The sequence below is a fragment of the Streptomyces sp. NPDC001002 genome (assembly GCF_053599215.1).
Genome location: NZ_JBSFLV010000021.1, coordinates 49026 through 72282 on the forward strand (window position 1 = coordinate 49026; position 23257 = coordinate 72282).

Genomic DNA, 23257 nt, shown 5'->3' on the forward strand with positions numbered 1-23257 from the left:
GGCGTCGGTCTCGTCGGCCCCGGTCGGCGCGTCGGCCGGGGATCGGCTCCCGGCCAGGAATCGGCTACCGGCTGGGGATGGTGCCCCGCTCCACATGACCGGCCTGCGGTGGCACCACCGAGCTCCCGAAGGGGAACTCCCGCAGCTTGCGCCACACGCCGTCCGCGCCCTGCTCGTACAGCGCGAACCCGGTGCAGGGCCACTCGGCCTCGTAGTCGGCGAGCTCCTCGAAGGCGCGGTCCATCGCCTCGTCGTCGATGCCGTGCGCGATCGTCACATGAGGGTGGTACGGGAACTGCAGTTCGCGTGCGACGGGCCCGGAGGCGTCGCGGACCTGCTTCTGCAGCCAGGTGCACGCCTCGGCGCCCTGCTCCACGCGCACGTAGACGACGGGTGACAGCGGGCGGAAGGTGCCCGTGCCGGACAGCCGCATCGGGAACGGCCGGCCGTTCCCGGCGAGCTCCGTCAGATGCGCCTCGACGGCCGGCAGCGAAGCGCCGTCGACCTCCGTCGGCGGCAGCAGGGTGACGTGCGTGGGGATGCCGTGGGCCGCGGCGTCCCCGAAGCCGGTGCGCAGCTGTTGGAGCTTGCTGCCGTGAGGCTCCGGGACCGCGATCGACACGCCGATCGTTACGGTCCCCACGTCATCTCCTGTCGTCGTGTCGGTGGGTCGTTCCCATCCGTTCGGCTATCGACTGTACGGCCACGGCTGGGATGCGGGCAGGCGCAACCGTAGTGATGTGCAGCGCTCTGTCCAGTGGTACGTGTGTGCGGTTGTGCGCCTCAGTGCTTCGCGGGCAGGAAGCCGACCCGGTCATAGGCCTGGGAGAGGGTCTCCGCGGCAACGGCACGCGCCTTCTCCGCGCCCTTGGCCAGAATCGAGTCGAGCGTCTCCGGGTCGTCCAGATACTGCTGCGTGCGCTCCTTGAAGGGCGTCACGAACTCGACCATGACCTCGGCGAGGTCCGTCTTCAGGGCGCCGTACATCTTGCCCTCGTAGTCCCGCTCAAGCTCGGCGATCGACTTCCCGGTGAGGGTCGAGTAGATCGTGAGCAGGTTGCTGACACCCGGCTTGTCGACGGCGTCGTAGCGGATGACGGTGTCGGTGTCGGTGACCGCGCTCTTGACCTTCTTGGCGGTGGCCTTCGGGTCGTCGAGGAGGTTGATGAGGCCCTTCGGCGTGGACGCCGACTTGCTCATCTTGATCGACGGGTCCTGGAGGTCGTAGATCTTCGCCGTCTCCTTGAGGATGTACGGCTTCGGGATCGTGAAGGTCTGGCCGAAGCGGCCGTTGAAGCGCTCGGCGAGGTCGCGGGTCAGCTCGATGTGCTGGCGCTGGTCCTCGCCGACCGGCACCTCGTTGGCCTGGTACAGCAGGATGTCCGCGACCTGGAGGATCGGGTACGTGAAGAGGCCGACGCTCGCCCGGTCGGCACCCTGCTTGGCGGACTTGTCCTTGAACTGGGTCATGCGGGAGGCCTCGCCGAACCCGGTCAGGCAGTTCATGACCCATGCCAGCTGGGCGTGTTCGGGGACGTGGCTCTGCACGAAGAGCGTGCAGCGGTCCGCGTCGAGTCCGGCCGCCAGCAGCTGCGCGGCGGCGAGCCGGGTGTTGGCCCGCAGCTCGGCCGGGTCCTGCGGGATCGTGATCGCGTGCAGGTCCACGACCGCGTAGAACGCGTCGTGGGACTCCTGGAGAGCCACCCACTGGCGGACGGCGCCGAGGTAGTTGCCGAGGTGGAACGAGCCTGCGGTGGGCTGGATTCCGGAGAGCACTCGGAATTTGGGCAGCGGCGCGGAGCGCCCCGTTTGAGGGCGGTGGTGGGCGACGGGCGGGCGGTCAGAAGCCATGTCCCCATTCTCTCAGGTCTGGGGGGCGGGTCCGGAACCGGTCGGAAACAGATGTGACACGGGTGGGAACCGATCCGGGTCGGGCGGTGTACCAAATGTGTGAGAACGCGGGAGGGGGGCCGCATCGTCGATGAGGCCGCGGTGATCGCACGCGTACGCGCCGGAGAGCCGGAGGCGTACGCGGAACTGGTGCGGGCCCATACGGGCATCGCGCTCAGGGCGGCCGCGGCACTCGGGGCGGGTGCGGACGCGGAGGACGTGGTGCAGCAGGCCTTCGTCAAGGCGTACTGCGCGCTGGGCGGATTCAAGGAGGGCGCCGCTTTCAAGCCGTGGCTGCTGTCGATCGTCGCCAACGAGACGAGGAACACAGTGCGCACGGCGGCCCGGCAGCGCACGCTCGCCGGCCGGGAGGCGGCGTACGCCGAGGCCGAGCCGCTGATACCGGAATCGGCGGACCCGGCGGTCGCGACCATCGAGACGGAGCGCCGCGCGGCCCTGCTGTCCGCCCTGGAGAAGCTGAGCGAGGAGCACCGCCTGGTCGTCACCTACCGCTATCTGCTGGAGATGGACGAACCGGAGACCGCCCAGGCCCTGGGTTGGCCGAGAGGCACGGTGAAGTCCCGCCTCAGCCGCGCCCTGCGCAAGCTGGGCAGACTGCTGCCGGATTTCCGACCTCGGGAAGGGGGTGATGAGCATGAGTGAGTCGCACGAGGACGACGGTTTCGAGAGCGAGAGCCACGAGGGTGAGAGCCACAGGAGCGAGAGCGACGGGGGGCGGAGTTACGAGGGTGAGGGCGGCCATGCGGGCGGAGGCACCGGTGGCCGGGGCCCACGGGGTCGTGGTGACGGTCGGAACGGAGGCCGGAGCGGCGACCGGGGTCCGCGAGGACGTGAGCGTGGACGCGAGCGGGGCCGGACCCGGGAGGATTCCGCGCGGCTGCCGGAGGAGCTGAAGGCGCTGGGCCGGTCGCTGGACGCGCCCGGCACCGGAGGCGCCGACGACTCCGAGACGATGGTCGAGCGGGTGCTGGGCCAGATACTCGCCGAACAGCTGCCGACCCCGGTCCCCGAGCCGCGGCCGGTCGGCGCCCGCCTGCGGTCGGTCCGGCACTGGACGCGGCTGCGCTGGCGCTCGCTGACCGCCCTGCTGTGCGGTCTGCTGACGGTGCTCGTGCTCACACCTCCGGTGCGGGCGGCGGTCTTCGACTGGTTCGACTTCGGCGGGGTCGAGGTGCGGTACGACCCATCGGCGGTGCCCTCCCCCGGCGCCGAGGTGCCCGGCTGCGGCCGGTCGGTGTCGCTCGGGCAGGCGGAGCGCCGTGCCGGGTTCGAGCCGCTGGTGCCGAAGGCGCTGGGCGTCCCGGACGCGGTGGCGGTGACCGGTGAGCCGCACGGACGGTTCCTGGTGAGCCTGTGCTGGCACGAGGACGGGCACACGGTCCGGCTGGACGAGATGCCGAACCCACTGGACCTCGCCTTCGCCAAGACCGCGAGGGAACAGCCGGAGTGGGTCCCGCTGGGCGAGGAGACCTCGACCGACGGCCTTCAGGACTACGCCCTGTGGTTCCCCCGCCCCCATCTGCTGAGCTTCTGGCTGATCGACGCGGACGGCACCCGCTTCACCCGCAAGGAGCGGACCGCCGGGCCGACGCTGCTGTGGATGCACCGGGCCGGCTTGGACGAGGTGACGCTCCGGCTGGAGGGGGTGGCGTCGAGGACGCGGGCGGTGGAGATCGCGAAGGAGCTGGAGAAGGCTGGCGGGATGTCTGCCGACGGCTCCACGAATTAGTGCGGTCGGAGTGGGAACCCCGGCGGGTCGGGCGGTGTACCAGAAGTGACATGCGGCTCGGGGACGGGTCGAGGGGACGACTGGTTGGGGGACGGGATGCACGGGTGGCGGAACAAGTGGCGGGGCCGGGTCCGTGAACTGGCGGTGTTGGCAGGCGCGTTGGCGGTGACGCTGGTCCTGATGACGTGGGTCGCGTCGTCGGCTTCGGCGGGCGGACCGACGAGCGTGCTGGTGACCTCGCCGAGCAGCGGCCAGGCCACCGGGTTGTACTACTCCGACAAGGAGTACGGCACACTGCAACAGCTGCTCGGCCCGGCGGACATGGGCAAGCGGGACCAGCCGCCCGAGGTCGAGATGGCGAACGCGCGCCAGATCAACGTCACATGGATGGCCCACGACATGTCGCCCTGGCGCGTGGACCGGGTCTTCCCTGTCGACTCCGGGTCCCATGCCGTCTGGATCCACACGGCGGCCAACATGCCGGAAACGCCGAACGGTTACTGGCACCGCGCCGACCGTCCCGCCGAACTGCGGTCTCTGCTCAAGAAGTTGGGCGTGATGGGCAAGGCCTCGGGCGACGGCGGCTACGGGGGCATCTTCCCGGAGCCGTGGCGGTCCGAGGAGCCGACCCCGGATCCGGCCACTGTGCCGACCGACGTACCGGACACATCGACGACCACCGTGTCGGCCGGCCTGCCGGGCCGGCCCGACGGCACCCGCTGGTGGTCCAACTGGTGGTGGACGCTGCCGGGTGCGGCGGCCGGAGCGGGGTTGGTGCTGGTGCGGCGCCCGTTGGCGTCGCGGCTGCCGTCGGGTCGGTGGCGCGGCGGACGGGAGTCGGGTCCCAGGCAGGAGCTGCGGGACGTATGAGGGGGCGCGGGATTCGGTCGACGGTGTGGGTCTCGGCGTTGTTGCCGGTGGTGGGGGTGGCGGTGAGCTTGTGCGGGGTGCCTACGGCCCACGCGGCGGTACGCGCGGGGGCTGGGACTGGCGCTGGCGCTGAGGTCCTGGTACCGGCGGGGGCTCCAACGCAGGGCCGGGACAGCCCCGACACGGCGGTGATCATCGCGGGTGGGACGGGCCGGACGATGGCGTTGCGTTCCCGAGAGCCCGCGTTCGCCCGGCTGTCGGAGTTGCTGCGGCCGACGTACACCGGGACGGAGCGGGTGCCGGAGGAGTGGACCGAGGGTCGGTATCCGCCGGTGGACTTCACGGTGATCTGGGGGCTGTCGGGCGTCGGAGGCTGGCCGCAGACCGACCGGGCGCCGGGCGGTGATGTGGCGGTGGAGCGGCAGGACCAACTGTTCGTCGCGGCGGACGGTTCGCCCTGGGTGCGCAGCGACCTCGCGCCGGATGTGGAGGACGACGACATCCGCTGGCATCGGGCGCCGCCCTCGGTGTTCGTGCGGTTGGAGCAGCAGGGCGTACTCGATGGGCTCGGGGACGGGCCTGCGAGTGGGCGTGGGAGTGGCCCCGGGGGCGGAACCGGCGAGGGCGCGAGTGGCCTCGGCCGAGGTGGTGTCTGGTGGACGCTGCCCGGGCTCGCCGTGGGGCTCGCGGTCGGTGCAGGGGGCACGCTGCTGATACACCGCGCGGCGGCCCGGCAGGGAGCCGGACCGCCGCGGGAGGAGCCACGACATGAGCTGATCGACCTCGACGTGTGAGGTGCGGTGCGCCCCGTCGGACCTCGGGCCTCAGCCCAGGTCGATCTCCGGGTACAGCGGGAAGCCGGCCACGAGGTCGGTGGCGCGGTGGGAGATCTCGTCGGCGACCTTGGGGTCGAGGACGTGCTGGGCCTTGGACGGCGCGCCCTTGCTGGTGGTGCCGGGCTCCGCGGTGGTGAGGACGCGGTCGATGAGGGCGGCGACCTCGTCCATCTCGGCGGTGCCGAGGCCACGGGTGGTCAGGGCGGGGGTGCCGATGCGGATACCGGAGGTGTACCAGGCGCCGTTGGGGTCGGCGGGGATGGAGTTGCGGTTGGTGACGATGCCGGAGTCGAGGAGCGCGGCCTCGGCCTGGCGACCGGTGAGGCCGTAGGAGGTGGTGACGTCGATCAGGTTGAGGTGGTTGTCCGTGCCGCCGGTGACGAGGGTGGCGCCGCGGCTCATCAACCCCTCGGAGAGGGCACGGGAGTTGTCGACGATGCGCTGGGCGTAGTCCTGGAAGGAGGGCTGACGGGCCTCGGCCAGGGCGACGGCCTTGGCGGCCATGACGTGCGGGAGCGGACCGCCGAGGACCATCGGGCAGCCGCGGTCGACCTGGTCCTTGAGGGAGTCGTCACACAGGACCATGCCGCCGCGCGGGCCGCGCAGCGACTTGTGCGTGGTGGTGGTGACGATCTGGGCGTGCGGGACCGGGTCGAAGTCGCCGGTCAGCACCTTGCCGGCGACGAGGCCGGCGAAGTGCGCCATGTCGACCATCAGGGTCGCCCCGACCTCGTCGGCGATCTCGCGCATGATGCGGAAGTTCACGAGACGGGGGTAGGCGGAGTAGCCGGCGACGATGATCAGCGGCTGGAACTCGCGGGCGGAGGTGCGCAGGGCCTCGTAGTCGATGAGGCCGGTGGTGGGGTCGGTGCCGTAGGAGCGCTGGTCGAACATCTTGCCGGAGATGTTCGGGCGGAAGCCGTGGGTGAGGTGGCCGCCGGCGTCCAGGGACATGCCGAGCATGCGCTGGTTGCCGAAGGCCTGGCGCAGTTCGGCCCAGTCGGCCTCGGAGAGGTCGTTGACCTGGCGGACGCCGGCCTTCTCCAGGGCGGGGGCCTCGACGCGCTGGGCGAGGACGGCCCAGAAGGCGACGAGGTTGGCGTCGATGCCGGAGTGCGGCTGGACGTAGGCGTGCCGGGCGCCGAAGAGTTCCCTGGCGTGCTCGGCGGCGAGGGACTCGACGGTGTCGACGTTGCGACAGCCGGCGTAGAAGCGGCGTCCGACGGTGCCCTCGGCGTACTTGTCGCTGAACCAGTTGCCCATGGCGAGGAGGGTGGCCGGGGAGGCGTAGTTCTCCGAGGCGATCAGCTTGAGCATCTCGCGCTGGTCCGCCACCTCCTGGCCGATGGCGTCGGCGACGCGCGGCTCGACGGCACGGATCACATCGAGGGCGGAGCGGAAGGCGGTGGACTCGGGAGAAAGGGGCGCAGAGTTGTCGGGCATCAGGACCTCCGGACGTGGCGTTCGGCGTTCACGGTACGGCCCAGGCGCACGGCACACAGTTTCCGCTCGGGCCGCTCCCCGATGGTTGGTCCCATCCCAGCGCGCCAGTCACGGCCCGCCGGTCAGCCTACCGGGGAGGTCGCCGGGCGGAGGTGCCGCGTCCACCATGCGAGCGAGGGCGGGCGGCGCGGTTGACTCATCGGATGACGTGCGGGAGGAAGCGGGCGTACTCGTCCGTGACCAGGCCGGACGACTCCCGGATGCCGAGGCCGGCCGACTCGTTCTCGACGACCCAGGCGCCGAGGACGACGTGGTTGCCGTCGAAGTCGGGCAGCGGGGCCAACTGCTGGTAGCAGCAGGGTTCTTCCGCGACGGCGGAGGGCGTGCCGCCGGGTGCGTGGATCGTCACGCCGGCGCCTTCGCGGCCGAGCAGGGGCTTGGCGACGTAGCCCGTGGTGCGGGCGAGGTCGCGGGGGCCGTCGAGATAGGACGGGAGGAGGTTGGGGTGGTCGGGATACAGCTCCCACAGGACGGCCAGCAGGGCCTTGTTGCTGAGGAGCATCTTCCAGGCGGGCTCGATCCACAGGGTGGTGCCGGTGCCGCCGCCGTTGTCGAGGGTGTCGAGGACGTGGTCGGCGAAGCGGTCGGAGGTGAGCCACTCCCAGGGATAGAGCTTGAAGCAACTGCGGATGAAGCGGAGGCGGTTGTCGACGAAGCGGCCCGAGAGGGGGTCCCAGCCGATCTCCTCCATGGAGATCCAGTCGGTGTCGAGGCCGGCCTGTTCGGCGGTCTCCTTGAGGTAGGCGACGGTCATGAGGTCCTCGCCGAGTTCGTCGGCGGCGGAGTGCGCGAAGTGGAGGGGGGCGCCGGGCGGGAGGAGGGCGGCCTGGTTCTTCCAGGCGGCGACGAGACGTTCGTGGAGGGAGTTCCACTGGTCGGCGCCGGGGAAGCGGTCCTGCATCCAGAACCACTGGGGCGAGGCGGCCTCGACGAGGGAGGTGGGTGTGTCGGCGTTGTACTCCAGGAGCTTCGCCGGGCCGGTGCCGTCGTAGCGGAGGTCGAAACGGCCGTAGACGGAAGGGAGTTCGGCGCGCCGGTGCCAGGCCTCGGCGACGGTCCGCGCGAGGCGGGGGTCGGTGATGCCGAGGTCGGCGAGGCGGTCGTGGGAGACCATGTGCTCGGCAGCGGCCAGGCACATGCGGTGCAGTTCCTCGACGGTCTCCTCCAGGGCCTCGACCTCGGGGAGCGTGAAGGAGTAGTAGGCGCTCTCGTCCCAGTAGGGGCGCAGGGAGTCGTCGGGATACCGGGTGAGCGGATAGACGAGGCCCTGTTCCTCGACCGTGCGCTGCCAGTCGGGGCGGGGGGTGATGAGGTGGCGTCGCATGGGTCGGTCAGCCGCCGGAGCTTCCCTTGCCGCTGCCGAAGCCGCCGCGATCGACGCTGCTGCCGTGGCCGCCGCCCGAGGAGCCGGAGCCCTTGCGCGGCTTGGTGAAGGAACCGCCCTCGACCCAGGAGCCCTTCTTCTTGCCGCCGTAGTACCAGGCGCCGTTCGCCGAGGTCCTGGTGGAGTTGCAGCTCTTGTCGGCGACGACCTTGTAGCCCTTGGTCAGGTTGTAGCTGTCGCGGTCGACGCAGCGCTTGTCCGGGTCGGAGGAGCAGGCGGTGAGGGCCGCGGCGAGCAGTCCCATGCCGCCGAGTACGACCGTGCCCGAGCGTAGTTGTCTGCGTGCGTCCGCCATGTTCCGTCTCCCCGTTGATTCCCCGTTGATCCGACGGCTCCGCGCTGGGCCGGTCGCCGTCGGGCTGCTGTGTGATCTTCGGCGGACAGCCTAGAGACCGGTGAGAGCGCGTCACGAGGCACCCCGCCCGTACTCGCCTCCCCTACAGTCACTTTGTGATCTTTGGGATGGTGTGCGCGCTCGGTGCGGCGGTCTGCTTCGGTACGGCGACGGTGTTGCAGGCCGTCGCCACCCGGGAGGCCGACGCGGAGACGGCCGGCACGCGCCCGACCGGCGCCGGCGGGGAGGCGGCGCTGCTGCTCAGGGCCGTGCGGCAGTGGCGGTATCTGCTCGGGCTCGGCCTTGACGGGCTGGGGTTCGTGTTCCAGATCGCCGCGCTGCGCTCGATCCCCATCTACGCGGTCGGTGCCGCCCTGGCCTCCAGCCTGGCGGTGACGGCGGTGGTCGCGGCCCGGCTGCTGCGGGTGCGGCTGAGCGGGCTGGAGTGGGGCGCGGTCGGGGTGGTCTGCGGCGGACTGGCGATGCTGGGGCTGGCCTCGGGCGCGGAGGGGGACCGTGCCGGGTCGACCGCGCTGAAGTACGCGATGCTCGCGGTCGCCGTCGCGGTACTGCTGCTCGCGCTGGTCGGCGGGCGCTGGTCGGGGCGCGGGCGGGCGCCGGCGCTCGGGCTGGGGGCGGGGTTCGGGTTCGGTGTGGTGGAGGTGGCGGTCCGCCTGATCGACTCGGTCGCCCCGTCGGACCTGTTCACCAACCCGGCCACCTACGCCCTCCTCCTCGGCGGAGCCGCCGCCTTCCTCCTGCTGACCTCGGCCCTCCAGCACGGTTCGGTGACGGCGGCCACCGCCGGAATGGTCATCGGCGAGACGATCGGCCCCGCCGCGGTGGGCGTGATCTGGCTCGGCGACCGCACGAGGGAGGGCTTGGTGTGGCTGGCGGTGCTGGGGTTCTGCGTGGCGGTGGCGGGGGCGCTGGCGTTGGCACGGTTCGGGGAGGCGCCGCCCACCCCCGGGATTTCCCCTAGCCCTTCCCGGAGGCCCGAGGGCTGACCGGCTTCCTACTGTTCCGCGTACGGCCGGAGAACCGGTCGGGCAGAGCAGGACGGACAGCAGGACGAACAGGGGGTAGTCATGGGACCGAACGACGCTCAGATCGTGCGGGTGTTCAGCCGTGAGCCGAGCGGGCCGATCGCGGACAGCACGCTGGATCCGCAGAAGGACGGCGAGATCGTGCTGGAGGCCGAGGCGGGCGAAACCCTGCATCAGGGGGAGGGGTCGTACCGGGTGTCGCTCGTCGTGCGCGACATCAGTGACGGCAGTCTCATTCCCCTCACCGGATCCGGAGTGGTGACAGGGCAGTTCCAAGTGGCCGGAAAGGGGTGGACCGACCCTGTGGGCACGTTCACGTTCACCATGAGCAGCACCGTGCTCGGTCAGCACGCGGGGAACATCGCGCAGGCCTACGGATCGGTGAAGTACGGCACGAAGAAGCCGGGCGCGACCTTCGCCGTCAGCCCGCCGTTCCTGATCCTTCCCTAGCCGCCGCCACTCGGGCCACGAGTTCCACCCGGGAGCGGATGCCGAGCTTGGCGTAGGCATGGCTGAGGTGGTACTCGACGGTCTTCGCGCTGAGGACCAGCTCGCGGGCGATCTGGCGGTTGGTCAGCCCGGTCGCCGCGAGTTGGGCGACGGCGTGCTCCTGCGGTGTCAGCCGTTCCGGAGCGCCCACGCGGCCTGGATCCCGCGCATCGGCAAGGCCCGCCGCCGCGAGTTCGCGATCGCAGTGCCGTAGGAAGGGCGCGGCGTCCAACTCGGCGAAGCGGGTCCGGGCCGCGCGCAGGTGGTCCAGGGCCGGTGCGCGGCGGCCGGTGCGGCGCAGGAAGGAGCCGAAGTCGAGTTCGGTACGGGCCTGTTCGAAGGGCAGGCCGACCTGGGCGGCGCGGTCGAGGGCCTCGGCGAAGGCGTCCCGGGCGAGCTTCGGCTCGCGGCGGGCCGCGAACAGGGTGCCGCGCACCCGGCACACGGAGGCCAGCGTGGAGGCGCGCGAGCGCTCGGTGGCACGCCGTTCCAGCGCGGCAAGGACCTCCTCGGCCTCGTCGAGCCGGCCGGTCGCCACCAGCGCGTCGGCCAGCAGATCGCGCCAGACCATGAGTCCGGGCTCGGCGGTGAAGTCCAGTTCCTCGTGGACGAGGAGGGTGCGCAGCAGGTCGACGGCCGACGCCGGCTCACCGCGGACGAAGGCGAGGAAGGCACGGCCGTACGTCACGAAGATCTCCACCATCGCGGACTCCTCGACCACGGGGTGGCCGCGCGCGATCCTCAACTGCTGTTCGGCACGCTCGTACTCACCTCGGGCGGCGAGCAGAAGCACGTTCTCGGCGTGCACCACGGGGGCGATCCACCCCTGGCCGAGGTCGGCGGCGACGGAGGCGGCCGTCTCCCAGTGCAGGCCGGCCAAGTCCCAGGCCCCGCAGAGGAATTCGGCCTTGGCGAGGAGCGCCAGGGCGATCACACGCAGCGGCACGGGCCCCCGGCGGGTGAGCTCCACGACCCGCTCCAGGTCGGGTCGGGCCTGGGCCGCGCGGTCGGTGTACAGGTACAACGTGCCCCTGCCCATGAGGAGTTCGAGGTCCCGGGGACCCACCAGAGCGGCCTCGGGCAGGTCCTCCGCCAGCCGGAACGCCTCCTCGTAGGCGCCGAGTTGACCGAGGGCCGCGAGGTGGATGAAGCGCAGAGTCCCGCCGGAGCGCGCTCGGCCGTCGTGGCCGCGGGCGGACGCGGCCCACTGGCACACGCGAGCGGCCTGACCGCACAGCATGTGGACCATCACGTGCTGTTCCGCGATCCGCGCGTCGAGCCCGGGGTCCGCGCCGGGGGTGCGCAGCCGCCATGCCTCGTCCAGCAGGGCGTGCGCCTGGCCGACGCGGCCGGCGACCAGCGCCAGATGGCCGCGGGCGCAGCACCGTACGGCCTCGTCGGTCGCGTCGGGCAGCGCGGTCACGACGGCGGCGGCCTCCTCGTCCCGGCCGTCGAAGAGAAAGGCCTCCACGGCCTCGCAGTTCAGCCGCCCGCGCTCTTCGGGCCGGGAGGCGAGCCGGGCCGCGTACTGGAGGAGGGGCGCGGCCTCCACCCAGCGGCCCTCCGCGCCGAACCGGCGGGCGCAGTCGGCGAGTTCGAGGGCGAGCCGCTCGTCGGGACCGTAGGCGGCGAGCGCCCGGTGGTGCAGTCGCGTGAACTCGTCGTCGGCGGCCGCCGCGGCCCTGCTGTGCAGTGCGGTACGGCGCACCGGCCCCAGTCCGTGCAGGACGGCCGCGCGGACCAGGGGGTGGGTGAAGGCGATGCGGGTCGGCGCGGCGTGCGGGGTCTCCCGGAGCAGCCCGTGCGCCAGGGTCTCGCCGAGCGCGGCCAGCGGCTCGGCGACCTCCGCGAGTCGGGCGGCGCGGGCCAGCGTGCAGTCCGCGCCGAGCACGGCCGCGGCCCGCACCAGCGCCCGGGCGGACGGCCCGCAGCGGGCGAGCCGGTCCAGGACGAAGCGGGTGTACGACTGCGGGGCGGGCAGTGCGGCGGCGGACCGGAGCGCGGCCGGCGGCACCTCCTCGAACAGGGCCCGGCAGTGCAGCGGGTTGCCGTGGGTGTGGGTGCGCAGGCGCCGGGCGGCGGCCGGGGACAGCGGCTCGGTCAGATAGCGGGTGCTGAGTCCGACCAGGTCCGCCGCCGCGAGCCCGCCCAGCCGCAGCCGTACGGCGGTGTCGTCGGTGAGGATCCGGCGCAGTCCGGCGGGCAGCCCCGGGGCCTCGACATCGCGTAACGCGAGCAGGCACAGGACGCGGTCGGCGCGCAGCCGGCGCAATGCGAAGGTGAGCGCGCGCAGCGAGGGCGCGTCGGCCCAGTGCGCGTCGTCGACGACCATCACGACGGGTTCGTCGCGCTGCAACTCCCCCAACGGGTCGAGGAGTTCGGCTCCGGCGGTGAGCGGGTCGGTGTGCACGGAGCGGCCCAGGAGCTGGCCCAGCACGCCGTACGGCAGCTCCGTCTCGTTCTCCTCACCGGCCGCCGCCAGCACGTGGCCGTGCGCGCTGTCGGCGAGGAAGCGCCGTAGGAGTGCCGTCTTGCCGATCCCTGCGGGTCCTTCGACGACCACCACCCGCGGGACACCCGCCGCCGACTCCCCGTACCGTCGGCGCAGTTCAGCGAGTTCCCTCGTACGTCCCAGGAACGCCGCCCCGTCGCCGCGTCCCGGAGACATGACAACGTCCACGCCGCCCCCTCCCCGAGGCCACGGCCCCTGACCCCAACTCGGGGACCGTGTCCGTACGTTGGTTCGGGTCCAGCATCCATGGGGGTGACGGGGACATACGACGAAAGCTCCGGAAAAGGCCGAAGCTCGTCCTCGCCCGCGCCCTCACCCTCGTCTCCGTCCCATCTCCGCCCCGCCCCTCCCTAAGGCAACGCCCGGCACAACGCCTCAAGCGCCCCCGACCACGCGTGCTCCGGTGGAGTCCCGTACCCCACCACCAGTGCGTCCCGACGCTCGACCGCCGCGTCGGGGTGCTGGTAGCGGTTCAGGCCGTGGATGGCGAGGCCCTGCCAGGCGGCCGCGCGGAGGGCCTGCTGTTCGGTGCCCGGGGGAAGGCGGAGGACCACGTGCAGGCCGGCCGCGATGCCGGTGGCGCTGACCTGGGGGGCGCGGTGGGCGAGTTCGGCGACCAGGGCGTCGCGGCGGCGCCGGTAGCGGAGGCGGGAGGCGCGCACGTGACGGTCGTAGGCGCCGGAGTCGATGAACTGGGCCAGGGTCAGCTGGTCCAGCGCCCCGCAGGAGTCGATGCCGCCCTTGGCGCGGACCGCCTCCTGCGCGAGGTCGGGGGGCAGTATCAGCCAGGCCAGTCGCAGGCCGGGGGCGAGGGCCTTGCTGGCCGTGCCGGCGTACACGACGTGGTCGGGGTCCAGGCCCTGGAGGGCACCGACGGGCTGGCGGTCGTAGCGGAACTCGCCGTCGTAGTCGTCCTCGATGACCATGCCGCCGGTGCGGCGGGCCCAGTCGACGACGGCCGCACGCCGGTCGCGGTGCAGGGTGCCGCCCATCGGGAACTGGTGGGCGGGGGTGAGCAGCACCGCGCCCTCGTCGGTCAACTCCCTTGGGTCCGTGCCCCGTTCGTCGAAGGGGAGCGGGACGGTCCGCAGGCCTTCGGCCGCGAGCAGCCGCCAGTGGATGTAGAGGCCGTACGACTCCACCGCGACCGTGCTCGCGCCGCGCGCCCGCAGCACCGCGCTGAGGATGCGCAGGCCCTGCGAGATGCCGGCGCACACCACGATGCGGTCGGGGTCGGCGCGTACGCCCCGGGCGCGGGCGAGGTAGCGGGCGAGCGCGGTGCGCAGTTCGATGCGGCCGCGCGGGTCGCCGTAGCCGAGGGACTGGGACGGGACGTCGTTCAGAGCGCGCCGGGCGGCCTTGAGCCACTCCGCACGCGGGAAGGAGGCGAGGTCGGGGGTGCCGGGGACCAGGTCGTAGGCGGGGCGGTGCGCTTCGCGGGGGCGGGGGTTGGGGCTCAGGTTGGGGCGATGGTCCTCGCGGGGGCGGAGGTGGTGCTCATCGCGGGTCTGGCCGTGGTGATCTTCGCGAGTGTGGCCGTGATGCTCTTCGGCGAAGGGTCGCGGATCGGGGTGAGGTGCGGAGCCCTCCGAGATCCGCGCGCCCTCCGCGATCCGCCTGCCCTCCGCGCCCCGCGCGCCCTCCCCGACCCCCGCGCCCTCCCCGACCCGCGCACCCTCCGCGACCCTTGTGCCCGAGCCCTGTCTGGCCGTGAGCCAGCCCTCTGCCACCAGTTCGGCGTACGCGTCGGCGACCGTGTTGCGGGCGATGCCCAGGTCGGCGGCGAGGGAGCGGGAGGAGGGCAGGCGGGTGCCGGGGGCCAGGCGGCCGGTGCGGACGGCCTCGCGCAGGGCGTCGGTCAGGCCGCGGCGGACACCCGGTCCGGTGGGTTCCAAGTGGAGGTCCACGCCGAAAGTGGCCCATGTTTTCGCCATGGAAATGGACCATACTCCTGGGCTGCCCGGAACCTAGGGTCGAGACATGACCACAGAGCAGACCGCCGAATTCATCTCCGAGCGCTCCGAGGAGTACGCCCCCGAGCACAGCCCCCGCCTGAACTGGGCCCAGCACGTGCCCGACGTCTACAAGGCGATGCTCCGCCTGGACGCGGCCGCCCGTAAGGGCCTCGACCCGAAGCTCAACGAGCTGGTCAAGATCCGGACCTCGCAGCTCAACCACTGCGCGTTCTGCCTGGACATGCACACCAAGGACGCGCTCGCGGCCGGCGAGAGCGTGGAGCGGATCATCCAGCTCGGCGCGTGGGAGGAGTCGCGGCACTTCTACACGGAGAGGGAGCTCGCGGCGATCGAGCTGACCGAGGCGGTCACGGTCCTGACCGACGGTTTCGTGCCGGACGAGGTGTACGAGAAGGCCGCCAAGCACTTCGAGGAGGCCGAGCTGGCGCAACTGCTCGCCGCGATCACGGTGATCAACGCCTGGAACCGCTTCGGCGTGACCTGCCGTATGGTCCCTGGCCACTACACCGCGGGGCAGCACCAGTGACCCCGAGCAAGGTCGCCGTCTTCCGCGCCCTGCACCGGGGGCGCCTCCCGGGCGACCCGCTCGTCCTGCCCGGTCCCTGGGACGCGGCCAGCGCGCGGGTCTTCGTGGAGGCCGGTTTCCCTGCGCTCGCCACCCCGAGCGCAGGGGTCGCCGCGTCGCTCGGGTACGCGGACGGGGAGGTGCCGGGCGACGAGATGTTCGCGGCGGTGGCGCGCGTCACGCGGGCCGTGGACGTGCCGGTCTCCGCGGACGTGGAGGGCGGATACGGGCTGGCGCCAAAGGAGTTGGTGGAGCGGCTGTTGGACGCGGGGGCCGTGGGCTGCAATCTTGAGGACTCCCACGGGGGTGGTGTTCTCAAGGACCCGCGCGAGCACGCCGATTGGCTCGCCGAGGTGCGGTACGCGGCGGGTGACGAGCTGTTCGTCAACGCCCGGGTGGACACGTTCCTGCACGGGGACGGCGATCCCGAACGGGCCATCGAACGGGCCGCGTTGTACGTCGCCGCCGGCGCCGACTGCGTCTATCCGATCGGCGCCCCGAAGAACGTACTCCCGCTGCTGCGGTCCGGGATCCAGGGGCCGATCAACATGGTGGGCCGGCCGGACGGCGAGGGCCCCTCGCCCACCGAACTCGGTGAACTCGGGGCCACGCGCGTCACGTTCGGACCGGGGTTGCAGCGCGCGGCGGCACACGCCCTGCGCGGGATCGCCGAACGCCTCAAGAAGTAGCCGAACTCCTCAAGAAAACAAGGGCGTTCAGGACAGCCACGCCTTCCACGTGGACGCGTGGCTGTCCACCCACTTCTTCGCCGCCTGCTCTGGCGTGAGCTTCTGGTCGGCGATCAGCAGGGAGACCTCGTTCTGGTCCTCGGTCGTCCACTTGAACTTCTTCAGGAAGGCCGCGGCCTCGCCGCCCTTCTTCGAGAAGTCCGCGTTGAGGTACTTCTGCAGCGGGGTGTGCGGATAGGCGCAGGCGACCTTCGCCGGGTCCGCGTCGCAACCCTCCTTGTACGCGGGCAACTTGACCTCGGTCATCGGGACCTTCTTGAACAGCCACTGGGGTGCGTACCAGTACGTCAGGAAGGGCTTCTTCTCCTTGGCGAACTGCCGCATCTGCGTGATCTGCGCGGCCTCCGAACCGGCGAACACCACCTGGTAGTCGAGCTTGAGATTGCTCACCAGGGCCTTGTCGTTCGTCACGTACGACGGGGAGCCGTCCATGAGTTGGCCCTTGCCGCCGCTCTCCGGAGTGCGGAACAGCGACGAGTACTTGTTCAGGTTCTTCCAGTCGGTGATGTCCGGGTGCTGCTTGACCAGGTACGTCGGCACGTACCAGCCGATGTGGCCGGTCACCCCGAGTCCGCCGCCCCGGGCGATCGTGTGCTTGTCGTCGACGTAGCGCTTCTCCTGGTCGGGGTGGCCCCAGTCCTCCAGGATCGCGTCGACCCGGCCCTGGCTGAGCGCGTCCCAGGCGGGCACCTCGTCGACCTGGACGGTGTCGACGCGGTAGCCGAGCTTGTGCTCCAACAGGTACTGCGCGACAGCCACGTTGGCCTGCGCGCCCACCCAGGACTGCACGGAGAGGGTCACGGTCCTGGCGCCCTGCGCGTTGGCGAAGGGCGAGGCCTGCTTGGTCATGTCGGCGGCGCCGCAGCCGGTCAGCAGGACCAGCGACGCGACGGCGGCGGTCGTACGGACGCGCATGTCACGCTCCCTTCTTGGTGCGCTGCCGGGTCGGCTGGGTCACCCGGTCGAGCATCAGGCCGAGGCAGACGATCGCGCCGCCCGCCACCAGGCCGGTCGCCAAGTCGCCCTGGGCCAGGCCGAAGACGACGTCGTAGCCGAGCGCACCACCGCCGACCAGGCCGCCGATGATGACGACGGCGAGGACCAGGACCACGCCCTGGTTGACGGCGAGCAGCAACGCCGGGCGGGCGAGCGGGAGTTGGACCTGGCGCAGTTGCTGGCCGGGAGTCGCGCCGAGCGAGCGGGCCGACTCCAGCGCGGCCGGGTCGACCTGGCGCAGGCCCTGGGTGGTGATGCGGACGACGGCGGGCAGCGCGTAGACGACGGCCGCGGCGACCGCGGGTGCGCGGCCGACACCGAACAGCGCGACGACCGGGATCAGGTACACGAACTGCGGCATGGTCTGGAAGACGTCCAGGACGGGCCGCAGCAGCCGTTCGAAGCGGTCGCTGCGGGCCGCGGCGATGCCAGTCGCGAAGCCGAGGACGAGGGTGACGGCGACGGCCGCGAGGACCTGCGAGAGCGTGTCGAGGGACGGCTGCCACACGCCGAGGACGCCGATCGCGGCCATGGCGAGGACCGCGGTGAGGGCGGTGCGCCAGGTGCCGATCAGCCAGGCGAGGGTGGCGACCAGGAGCAGCACCGACCACCAGGGCAGCCACTGCAGACCGTCGCGGACGGGGTCCAGGACCCAGGTGGTGAAGTGCCCGGCCCAGTCGGCGGTGCCGCCCACGACCGGGACGCCCGAGTAGAGGTGGGCGGTCATCCAGTCGACGGCGCGGTTGACGGGGGCGGCGATGTTCAGCGTCCAGGATTCCGGCCAGTCGAGGCGGCCCGCGAGACGCGCGGCGAGGGCCACGACGACTACGGCCCCGGCCGCGTAGAGCCAGCGCCGTCGTCCGCCCTCGTCCTCACCCGCGCTGTCGCCCGCCGCGCCGGTCACCCGGTCAAGGACGACCGCGAGGAGCACGATCGGGACGCCGGCCGCGAGGGCCGCGCCCACGTCGACGGAGGCGAGCGCCTGGTAGACGCGGTCACCGAGGCCGCCGGCGCCGATCACGGACGCGATGACCGCCATCGACAGCGCCATCATGATCGTCTGGTTGAGGCCGAGGAGCAGTTCCCTGCGGGCCAGTGGGATACGGGCGGTCAGCAGCCGTTGGCGGGCGCTCGCGCCGAGCGAGTCGACCGCCTCCAGGACCTCCTTGTCGGCGCCGCGCAGGCCGAGGGCTGTGAGGCGGGCCATCGGCGGGGCGGCATAGACGACGGTGGCGAGGACGGCCGCGGGTACGCCGATGCCGAAGACGAGCACGACGGGGAGCAGGTAGGCGAAGGCGGGCAGCACCTGCATGGTGTCCAGGACCGGGCGCAGGGCCCGGTCGAGCCGCTCGGAGAGACCGCCGGCCAGGCCCAGCAGAAGGCCGACGGCGACCGACGCGAGCACGGCGACCACCATCAGCGCGAGCGTCTGCATGGTCGGCACCCACATGCCGAGCAGCCCGCAGGCGAGGAACGCGGCGCCCGTGCCGAGCGCTAGCCGCACACCGGCCACCCGCCAGGCGACCAGCGCGCCGAAGGCCGTGACGCCGGCCCAGCCCGCGGCGAGGAGCACGAGATAGACGGCGCGTACGCAGATGACGACCGCGTTGCTGACGTAGCCGAAGAAGTAGAGGAACAGGGGGTGGCTGTCACGGTTGTCGATGATCCAGTCGCTGACGTCGGTCAGCGGTTTGGTGAGGTCGACGGTGAGCGCGTCGGGCCAACTTCCGCTGGCCCAGCGGGCGTTGGCGAGGGGTACGAGGATCGCCGCGGCGAGCGCGATGAGCAGCAGCTTCTGGACCGCGCGGCGCTTGAGCAGATCGGTGGGGAGGGTGCGGGGGACGGATGCGGTGAACGTGGCCATCAGACCGCCTCCTTGGGCCGATTCGCCGGCATCGGACCGCGCGCCTTGAGCAGCTTCGTCGCCATCAGGCCGCCTCCTTGAACCGCTCCCCCGCGACAACCGCGAGGAGGCGTTCGTGGTCGAGGACGCCCAGACAGTGGCCGTCCTCCACCACGCAGGCCGTCCGGCCACTGTGCGCGACGACCTTGATCGCGTCGGCGACCACGGCGTCGGGGGCGAGCGCGCCCGGGTGGTCGAGGCCGCCGCAGTCGCCGGGGCGCATGGCCGTACGGACGGTCATGACCTGTTCGCGCGGGACGTCCCGGACGAAGTCGCGGACGTAGTCGTCGGCGGGGCTGCCCACGATCTCCTCGGGGGTGCCCAGTTGGACGACCCGGCCGTCGCGCATCAGGGCGATCCGGTCGCCGAGCCGCAGGGCCTCGCTCAGGTCATGGGTGATGAAGACCATCGTGCGGCCCTCCTCCCGGTGCAGGCGGACCACCTCCTCCTGCATGTCCCGCCGGATCAACGGGTCCAGCGCGCTGAACGGCTCGTCGAACAGCAGGACTTGGGGATCGACCGCCAACGCCCGGGCCAGGCCCACACGTTGCCGCTGACCGCCGGAGAGCTGGGCGGGCCTGCGCTGTTCCATGCCCTCCAACCCGACCTTGGCGACGACCTCCTGGGCCCGCGCCCGGCGTTCGGCCTTGCCCATGCCCTGGATCTCCAGGCCGTAGGCCACGTTGTCGAGGACCGTGCGGTGCGGGAGCAGACCGAAGTGCTGGAAGACCATCGCGGCGCGGTGCCTGCGCAGTTCGCGCAGCCGGGACTTGTCCATCGCGCGGACGTCCTCGCCGTCGATGGCGATCGTGCCGGCGGTCGGCTCGATGAGCCGGGTCAGACAGCGCACGAGCGTCGACTTGCCGGAACCGGAGAGGCCCATCACCACGAAGACCTCGCCCTTGCGCACGTCGAAGGAGACGTCGTGCACGGCGGCCGTGCAGCCGGTACGGGCACGTAGTTCGACGGGGTCGAGGGCGCGCAGCTCGGGGTCGGTGGGGACGGTGTCGGCCTTGGGTCCGAAGACCTTCCAGAGACCGTCGACGGAGAAGACGGGGTTCTGGCTCTCGGTGCCGGCGCTGCCGACGCCGGAGAGATCACTGACGCTGGTGTTCATCACGCACCGCCTCCGATCAGGTCGACAGCCCGCTCACCGACCATCAGCACCCCGATCATCGGGTTAACCGTGGGCATGGTCGGAAAGACGGACGCGTCGGCGATGCGGATGCCGTCCAGGCCGCGGATCCGCAACTCCGGGTCCACCACGGCCTGTTCGTCGTCGGCGGCGCCCATCCGGCAGGTGCCCGCCGGGTGGTACACGGTGTGCGCGACCTTGCGGGCGTACTCGCTCAGCTCGGCGTCGCCGAGGACCTCCGGGCCGGGGCACACCTCCCGCTTCAGCCAGCCGGCCAGCGGTTCGGTCCTGGCGACCTCACGGGCGATGCGGATGCCGTCGACGAGGGTGCGGCCGTCGTGGTCGTCCTCATCGGTGAAGTAGCGGAAGTCGAGGGCCGGCTTGACCGACGGGTCGGCGCTGGTGAGGAAGAGCCGGCCGCGGCTCCTCGGCTTGGGGATGTTGGGGGTCATCGAGACGCCGAACTCCGGCCGCTCGTAGCCGAGTCGCTCCGGATTGTCCGTGAACGGGATCTGGTAGAAGTGGAACATCAGGTCTGGGCCCAGGTGTTCGGGATCGCGGCGCACGAACAGGCCCGCGTCGGAGTCCATCGCGGAGTTCTCGGGGATGGGTCCGTTCGTCTCCCAGACGATGACCGACTCGGGGTGGTCGAGGAGGTTCTCGCCGACGCCCGGCAGGTCGTGGGCGACCGGGATGCCGAGCGCTTCGAGGTCCTCGCGGGGGCCGATGCCCGAATGCAGCAGCAGGCGGGGCGAGTCGACGGCGCCCGCGCACAGCACGACCTCGCGGCGGGCCCGTATCAGCAGCTCCTCGCCCTCCTTCGTGCGCACGTGCACGCCCTGGGCCCGAGTGCCGTCGAGTTCCAGCCGGTACGCCCAAGTCTCAAGGAAGATGCGGAGGTTGGGGCGCTCGTCCATCACCGGGTGCAGATACGCCACCGACGCGCTCGACCGCTTGTTGTCCTCGGGGTGGTAGGCGAGGTCGAAGAAACCGACGCCCTCCGTGAACGGCTTCTGGTTGAAGCCCTCGACGCGCGGGACGCCCAGCGCGGTCTGGGCCGCGTCGACGAAGTCGCGGGCGATGGCGTTCCGGTCCTTCTCGTCGACCGGCACGATGTTGTTGCGGAGCCGGGCGTAGTACGCCTCCATCGGCACCGCGCCCCAGCCCCGGGCGCCGGCCGTCTCCCACTCGTCCCAGTCGGACGGCAGCGGCTTGAAGGCGATCAGGGTGTTGTGCGAGGAGCAGCCGCCGAGCACGCGGGCACGGCTGTGCCGGATGTGCGAATTGCCGCGCGGCTGCTCGGTGGTGGGGTAGTCGTAGTCCAGCTCGCCGCCGAGCAGGCCCATCCAGCGGCGCAGGGTGAGGACGTCCTCGCGGCCCACGTCACTGGGGCCGCCTTCGATGACGGCGACGGTGACGTCGGGGTTCTCGGTGAGGCGGGAGGCGATGACGGAGCCCGCGGTGCCGCCGCCGATGACGACGTAGTCGTATTCGTGGGGGGTGTGGGACATGGCGGTGTTACTCCTGTTGCTCCAGGGAAGGCGAATTACTCCACGGAAGGGCGAGGGGCGGCCGGGTCGGCCCACCGACCCGGCCCGATGGCTCAGCCCGCGAACCAACGCACCGGCTTCGGCGCGAGGTTCTGGTAGATGTGCTTGGTCTCGCGGTACTCGGCGAGTCCGGCGGGGCCCAACTCCCGCCCCACGCCGCTCTTTCCGAAACCGCCCCACTCCGCCTGCGGGAGATAGGGGTGGAAGTCGTTGATCCAGACGGTGCCGTGCCGCAGCCGGGCGGCGACCCGGCGGGCCTTGGCGCCGTCGCCGGTCCAGACCCCGCCGGCCAGGCCGTACTCGGTGTCGTTGGCGAGCGCCACGGCCTCGTCCTCGGTGCGGAAGGTCTCGACGGTGAGGACCGGGCCGAAGACCTCTTCGCGCACGACCCGCATCTCGCGGTGGCACTGGTCCAGGACGGTGGGCTCGTAGAAGTAGCCGCCGGCGGCCCGTTCGGCGGACGGCTCGGGGCGTCGGCCGCCGGCGCGCAGCACGGCACCCTCGGCGAGCGCGGAGGCGACGTACGACTCGACCTTGGTGCGCTGCTGCTCGGAGACGAGCGGGCCGCACTCGACGCCGTCCTCGGTGCCGCGGCCCAGGCGTATCTTCTGGGCGCGGCGGGCGAGTTCGGCGACGAAGCGCTCGCGCAGGGACTCCTCGACGATGAGCCGGGCGCCGGCCGAACAGACCTGGCCGCTGTGGATGAAGGCCGCGTTGAGGGCCTGGTCGACGGCGGTGTCGAAGTCCTCGTCGGTGGCGCAGGCGTCGGCGAAGACGACGTTGGGGTTCTTGCCGCCGAGTTCGAGGGCGACCTTCTTGACGGTGGGCGCGGCGGCCTGGGCGACCTTGGTGCCGCTGACCAGGCCGCCGGTGAAGGAGACCAGGTCGACGTCGGGGTGTTCGGCGAGCCGGGCGCCGACGGTGTGGCCGGGTCCGGTGACCAGGCCCGCGACGCCGGTGGGCAGACCGGCCTCGGCGAGCAGGTCGATCAGGGCGATCGTGGTCAGCGGGGTGATCTCGCTGGGCTTGACCACGAAGGTGTTGCCGGCCGCGAGCGCCGGGGCGATCTTCCAACTGGCTTGCAGCAGCGGGTAGTTCCAGGGGGTGATCAGCGCGCAGACACCGACGGGTTCGTGTACGACGACGCTGTGGATGTCGGGCGAGCCCGCGTCGACGATCCGCCCCGGGGACTCGGCGGCGACGAGGTCGCCGAAGTAGCGGAAGGCGTCGGCGACACAGTCGATGTCGACGCGGCCCTCCTCGGCGGTCTTGCCCGCGTCCCGGCTCTCCAGCAGACCGAGCTGTTCGCGGTCGCGCACGAGCAGGTCGGCGACGCGGCGCAGCAGGGCGGCGCGCTCGGCGACGGGGGTGCGCGGCCAGTCGCCGTGGTCGAAGGCCTGCCGGGCGGCGGCGACCGCCAGGTCCGTGTCCTTCTCGTCACCCTCCGCGACCACGGCGAACGGCAGCCCGTCCGCGGGGTCGAGGACCTCGCGCGTGGCGCCGGAGACGGCTTCACGCCACTCCCCGCGCACGTGGATGGTCGCCTGCGCCTCTAGCCCCAGGCCGTCTGCTGTGTCCGCCATGATCGGTGTTGCCTTCCGTTCCTGTTCAGCGCCCCTGAGTGACACGGATGTCACCCAGCGGGACCGTGAGCACATGCCCCCGGCCCCCGATTGCATGCGCAATTCATGGCCGAAAGTGCGCTGTGTCACTGGGCATGCGGGCAAATGGGGCGAACCGTACGCTGAACGGTGAGGCCGACCCGTGGG

The 23257-nt window shown here is 71.8% G+C and carries 20 protein-coding genes and 1 riboswitch; of the genes, 8 read left to right on the forward strand and 12 right to left on the reverse strand.

All coding sequences use genetic code 11. From position 1 onward, the window contains the following. Window positions 1-64: 64 nt before the first annotated feature. Window positions 65-643 (reverse strand): 2'-5' RNA ligase family protein, encoded by a 579-nt coding sequence (locus tag ACWDR3_RS12635; RefSeq protein WP_450352470.1) that lies wholly within the window; start codon window positions 641-643, stop codon window positions 65-67. 140 nt (window positions 644-783) lie between these two features. Further along, window positions 784-1776, reverse strand: a complete 993-nt coding sequence (gene trpS / locus ACWDR3_RS12640; RefSeq protein ID WP_450352515.1) for a tryptophan--tRNA ligase — start codon at window positions 1774-1776, stop codon at window positions 784-786. 174 nt (window positions 1777-1950) lie between these two features. Here trpS and ACWDR3_RS12645 point away from each other — a divergent pair, with 174 nt between their 5' ends. The 4 genes from ACWDR3_RS12645 (at window position 1951) to ACWDR3_RS12660 (ending at window position 5304) form a co-directional block, all read left to right on the forward strand. Continuing rightward, window positions 1951-2553: an RNA polymerase sigma factor gene (locus ACWDR3_RS12645; protein WP_450352471.1), complete on the forward strand. Its 603-nt coding sequence runs from the start codon at window positions 1951-1953 to the stop codon at window positions 2551-2553. Next, window positions 2546-3640, forward strand: coding sequence for a hypothetical protein (locus tag ACWDR3_RS12650; protein ID WP_450352472.1), 1095 nt, complete (start codon window positions 2546-2548; stop codon window positions 3638-3640). The genes ACWDR3_RS12645 and ACWDR3_RS12650 overlap by 8 nt, the downstream gene beginning before the upstream one ends. Before the next feature lie 96 nt (window positions 3641-3736). Then, a complete protein-coding gene (locus tag ACWDR3_RS12655) occupies window positions 3737-4510 on the forward strand; it encodes a hypothetical protein (RefSeq protein ID WP_450352473.1) in 774 nt (257 codons plus the stop codon). After that, window positions 4507-5304 (forward strand): hypothetical protein, encoded by a 798-nt coding sequence (locus tag ACWDR3_RS12660; RefSeq protein ID WP_450352474.1) that lies wholly within the window; start codon window positions 4507-4509, stop codon window positions 5302-5304. The genes ACWDR3_RS12655 and ACWDR3_RS12660 overlap by 4 nt, the downstream gene beginning before the upstream one ends. A gap of 30 nt (window positions 5305-5334) precedes the next feature. Here ACWDR3_RS12660 and ACWDR3_RS12665 read toward each other — a convergent pair whose 3' ends face one another. The 3 genes from ACWDR3_RS12665 to ACWDR3_RS12675 form a co-directional block, all read right to left on the reverse strand. Further along, window positions 5335-6789 (reverse strand): glycine hydroxymethyltransferase, encoded by a 1455-nt coding sequence (locus ACWDR3_RS12665; RefSeq protein WP_450352475.1) that lies wholly within the window; start codon window positions 6787-6789, stop codon window positions 5335-5337. A gap of 31 nt (window positions 6790-6820) precedes the next feature. Then, window positions 6821-6911: riboswitch (ZMP/ZTP riboswitch) on the reverse strand. A 74-nt stretch (window positions 6912-6985) separates the two neighbouring features. After that, window positions 6986-8173, reverse strand: coding sequence for a glutathionylspermidine synthase family protein (locus ACWDR3_RS12670; RefSeq protein ID WP_450352476.1), 1188 nt, complete (start codon window positions 8171-8173; stop codon window positions 6986-6988). Window positions 8174-8180: 7 nt separating this feature from the next. Continuing rightward, window positions 8181-8528, reverse strand: coding sequence for a hypothetical protein (locus tag ACWDR3_RS12675; RefSeq protein ID WP_450352477.1), 348 nt, complete (start codon window positions 8526-8528; stop codon window positions 8181-8183). A 167-nt stretch (window positions 8529-8695) separates the two neighbouring features. Here ACWDR3_RS12675 and ACWDR3_RS12680 point away from each other — a divergent pair, with 167 nt between their 5' ends. Then, window positions 8696-9574, forward strand: a complete 879-nt coding sequence (locus ACWDR3_RS12680; protein WP_450352516.1) for a hypothetical protein — start codon at window positions 8696-8698, stop codon at window positions 9572-9574. An 81-nt stretch (window positions 9575-9655) separates the two neighbouring features. Continuing rightward, entirely contained in the window at window positions 9656-10063 is a 408-nt protein-coding gene (locus ACWDR3_RS12685; RefSeq protein WP_450352478.1) for a hypothetical protein, read from the forward strand. Here the strand turns inward: ACWDR3_RS12685 and ACWDR3_RS12690 are convergent. Continuing rightward, window positions 10035-12770 (reverse strand): ATP-binding protein, encoded by a 2736-nt coding sequence (locus ACWDR3_RS12690; RefSeq protein WP_450352479.1) that lies wholly within the window; start codon window positions 12768-12770, stop codon window positions 10035-10037. The two genes, ACWDR3_RS12685 and ACWDR3_RS12690, sit on opposite strands and share 29 nt — an antisense overlap. 194 nt (window positions 12771-12964) lie before the next feature. After that, a complete protein-coding gene (locus tag ACWDR3_RS12695) occupies window positions 12965-14548 on the reverse strand; it encodes an aminotransferase-like domain-containing protein (protein ID WP_450352480.1) in 1584 nt (527 codons plus the stop codon). Window positions 14549-14594: 46 nt separating this feature from the next. On the opposite strand from ACWDR3_RS12695, the gene ACWDR3_RS12700 reads away from it, so the two are divergent. Beyond that, window positions 14595-15116: a carboxymuconolactone decarboxylase family protein gene (locus ACWDR3_RS12700; RefSeq protein ID WP_450352481.1), complete on the forward strand. Its 522-nt coding sequence runs from the start codon at window positions 14595-14597 to the stop codon at window positions 15114-15116. After that, window positions 15113-15844, forward strand: a complete 732-nt coding sequence (locus ACWDR3_RS12705; RefSeq protein WP_450352482.1) for an isocitrate lyase/PEP mutase family protein — start codon at window positions 15113-15115, stop codon at window positions 15842-15844. The genes ACWDR3_RS12700 and ACWDR3_RS12705 overlap by 4 nt, the downstream gene beginning before the upstream one ends. A gap of 27 nt (window positions 15845-15871) precedes the next feature. Here ACWDR3_RS12705 and ACWDR3_RS12710 read toward each other — a convergent pair whose 3' ends face one another. From ACWDR3_RS12710 to ACWDR3_RS12730, 5 genes are all read right to left on the reverse strand, one after another. Continuing rightward, complete coding sequence (locus ACWDR3_RS12710) at window positions 15872-16819, reverse strand: ABC transporter substrate-binding protein (RefSeq protein WP_450352483.1); 948 nt, start codon at window positions 16817-16819, stop codon at window positions 15872-15874. A gap of 1 nt (window position 16820) precedes the next feature. Further along, window positions 16821-18764, reverse strand: coding sequence for an ABC transporter permease (locus ACWDR3_RS12715; RefSeq protein WP_450352484.1), 1944 nt, complete (start codon window positions 18762-18764; stop codon window positions 16821-16823). Between the two features lie 64 nt (window positions 18765-18828). Further along, a complete protein-coding gene (locus tag ACWDR3_RS12720; protein ID WP_450352485.1) occupies window positions 18829-19920 on the reverse strand; it encodes a quaternary amine ABC transporter ATP-binding protein in 1092 nt (363 codons plus the stop codon). Further along, the gene (locus tag ACWDR3_RS12725; protein ID WP_450352486.1) at window positions 19920-21449 is read right to left on the reverse strand and encodes a GMC family oxidoreductase; all 1530 of its coding nucleotides are present in this window, start codon (window positions 21447-21449) and stop codon (window positions 19920-19922) included. The genes ACWDR3_RS12720 and ACWDR3_RS12725 overlap by 1 nt, the downstream gene beginning before the upstream one ends. Before the next feature lie 92 nt (window positions 21450-21541). Next, window positions 21542-23071 (reverse strand): aldehyde dehydrogenase family protein, encoded by a 1530-nt coding sequence (locus tag ACWDR3_RS12730; protein WP_450352487.1) that lies wholly within the window; start codon window positions 23069-23071, stop codon window positions 21542-21544. Window positions 23072-23257: the final 186 nt, after the last annotated feature.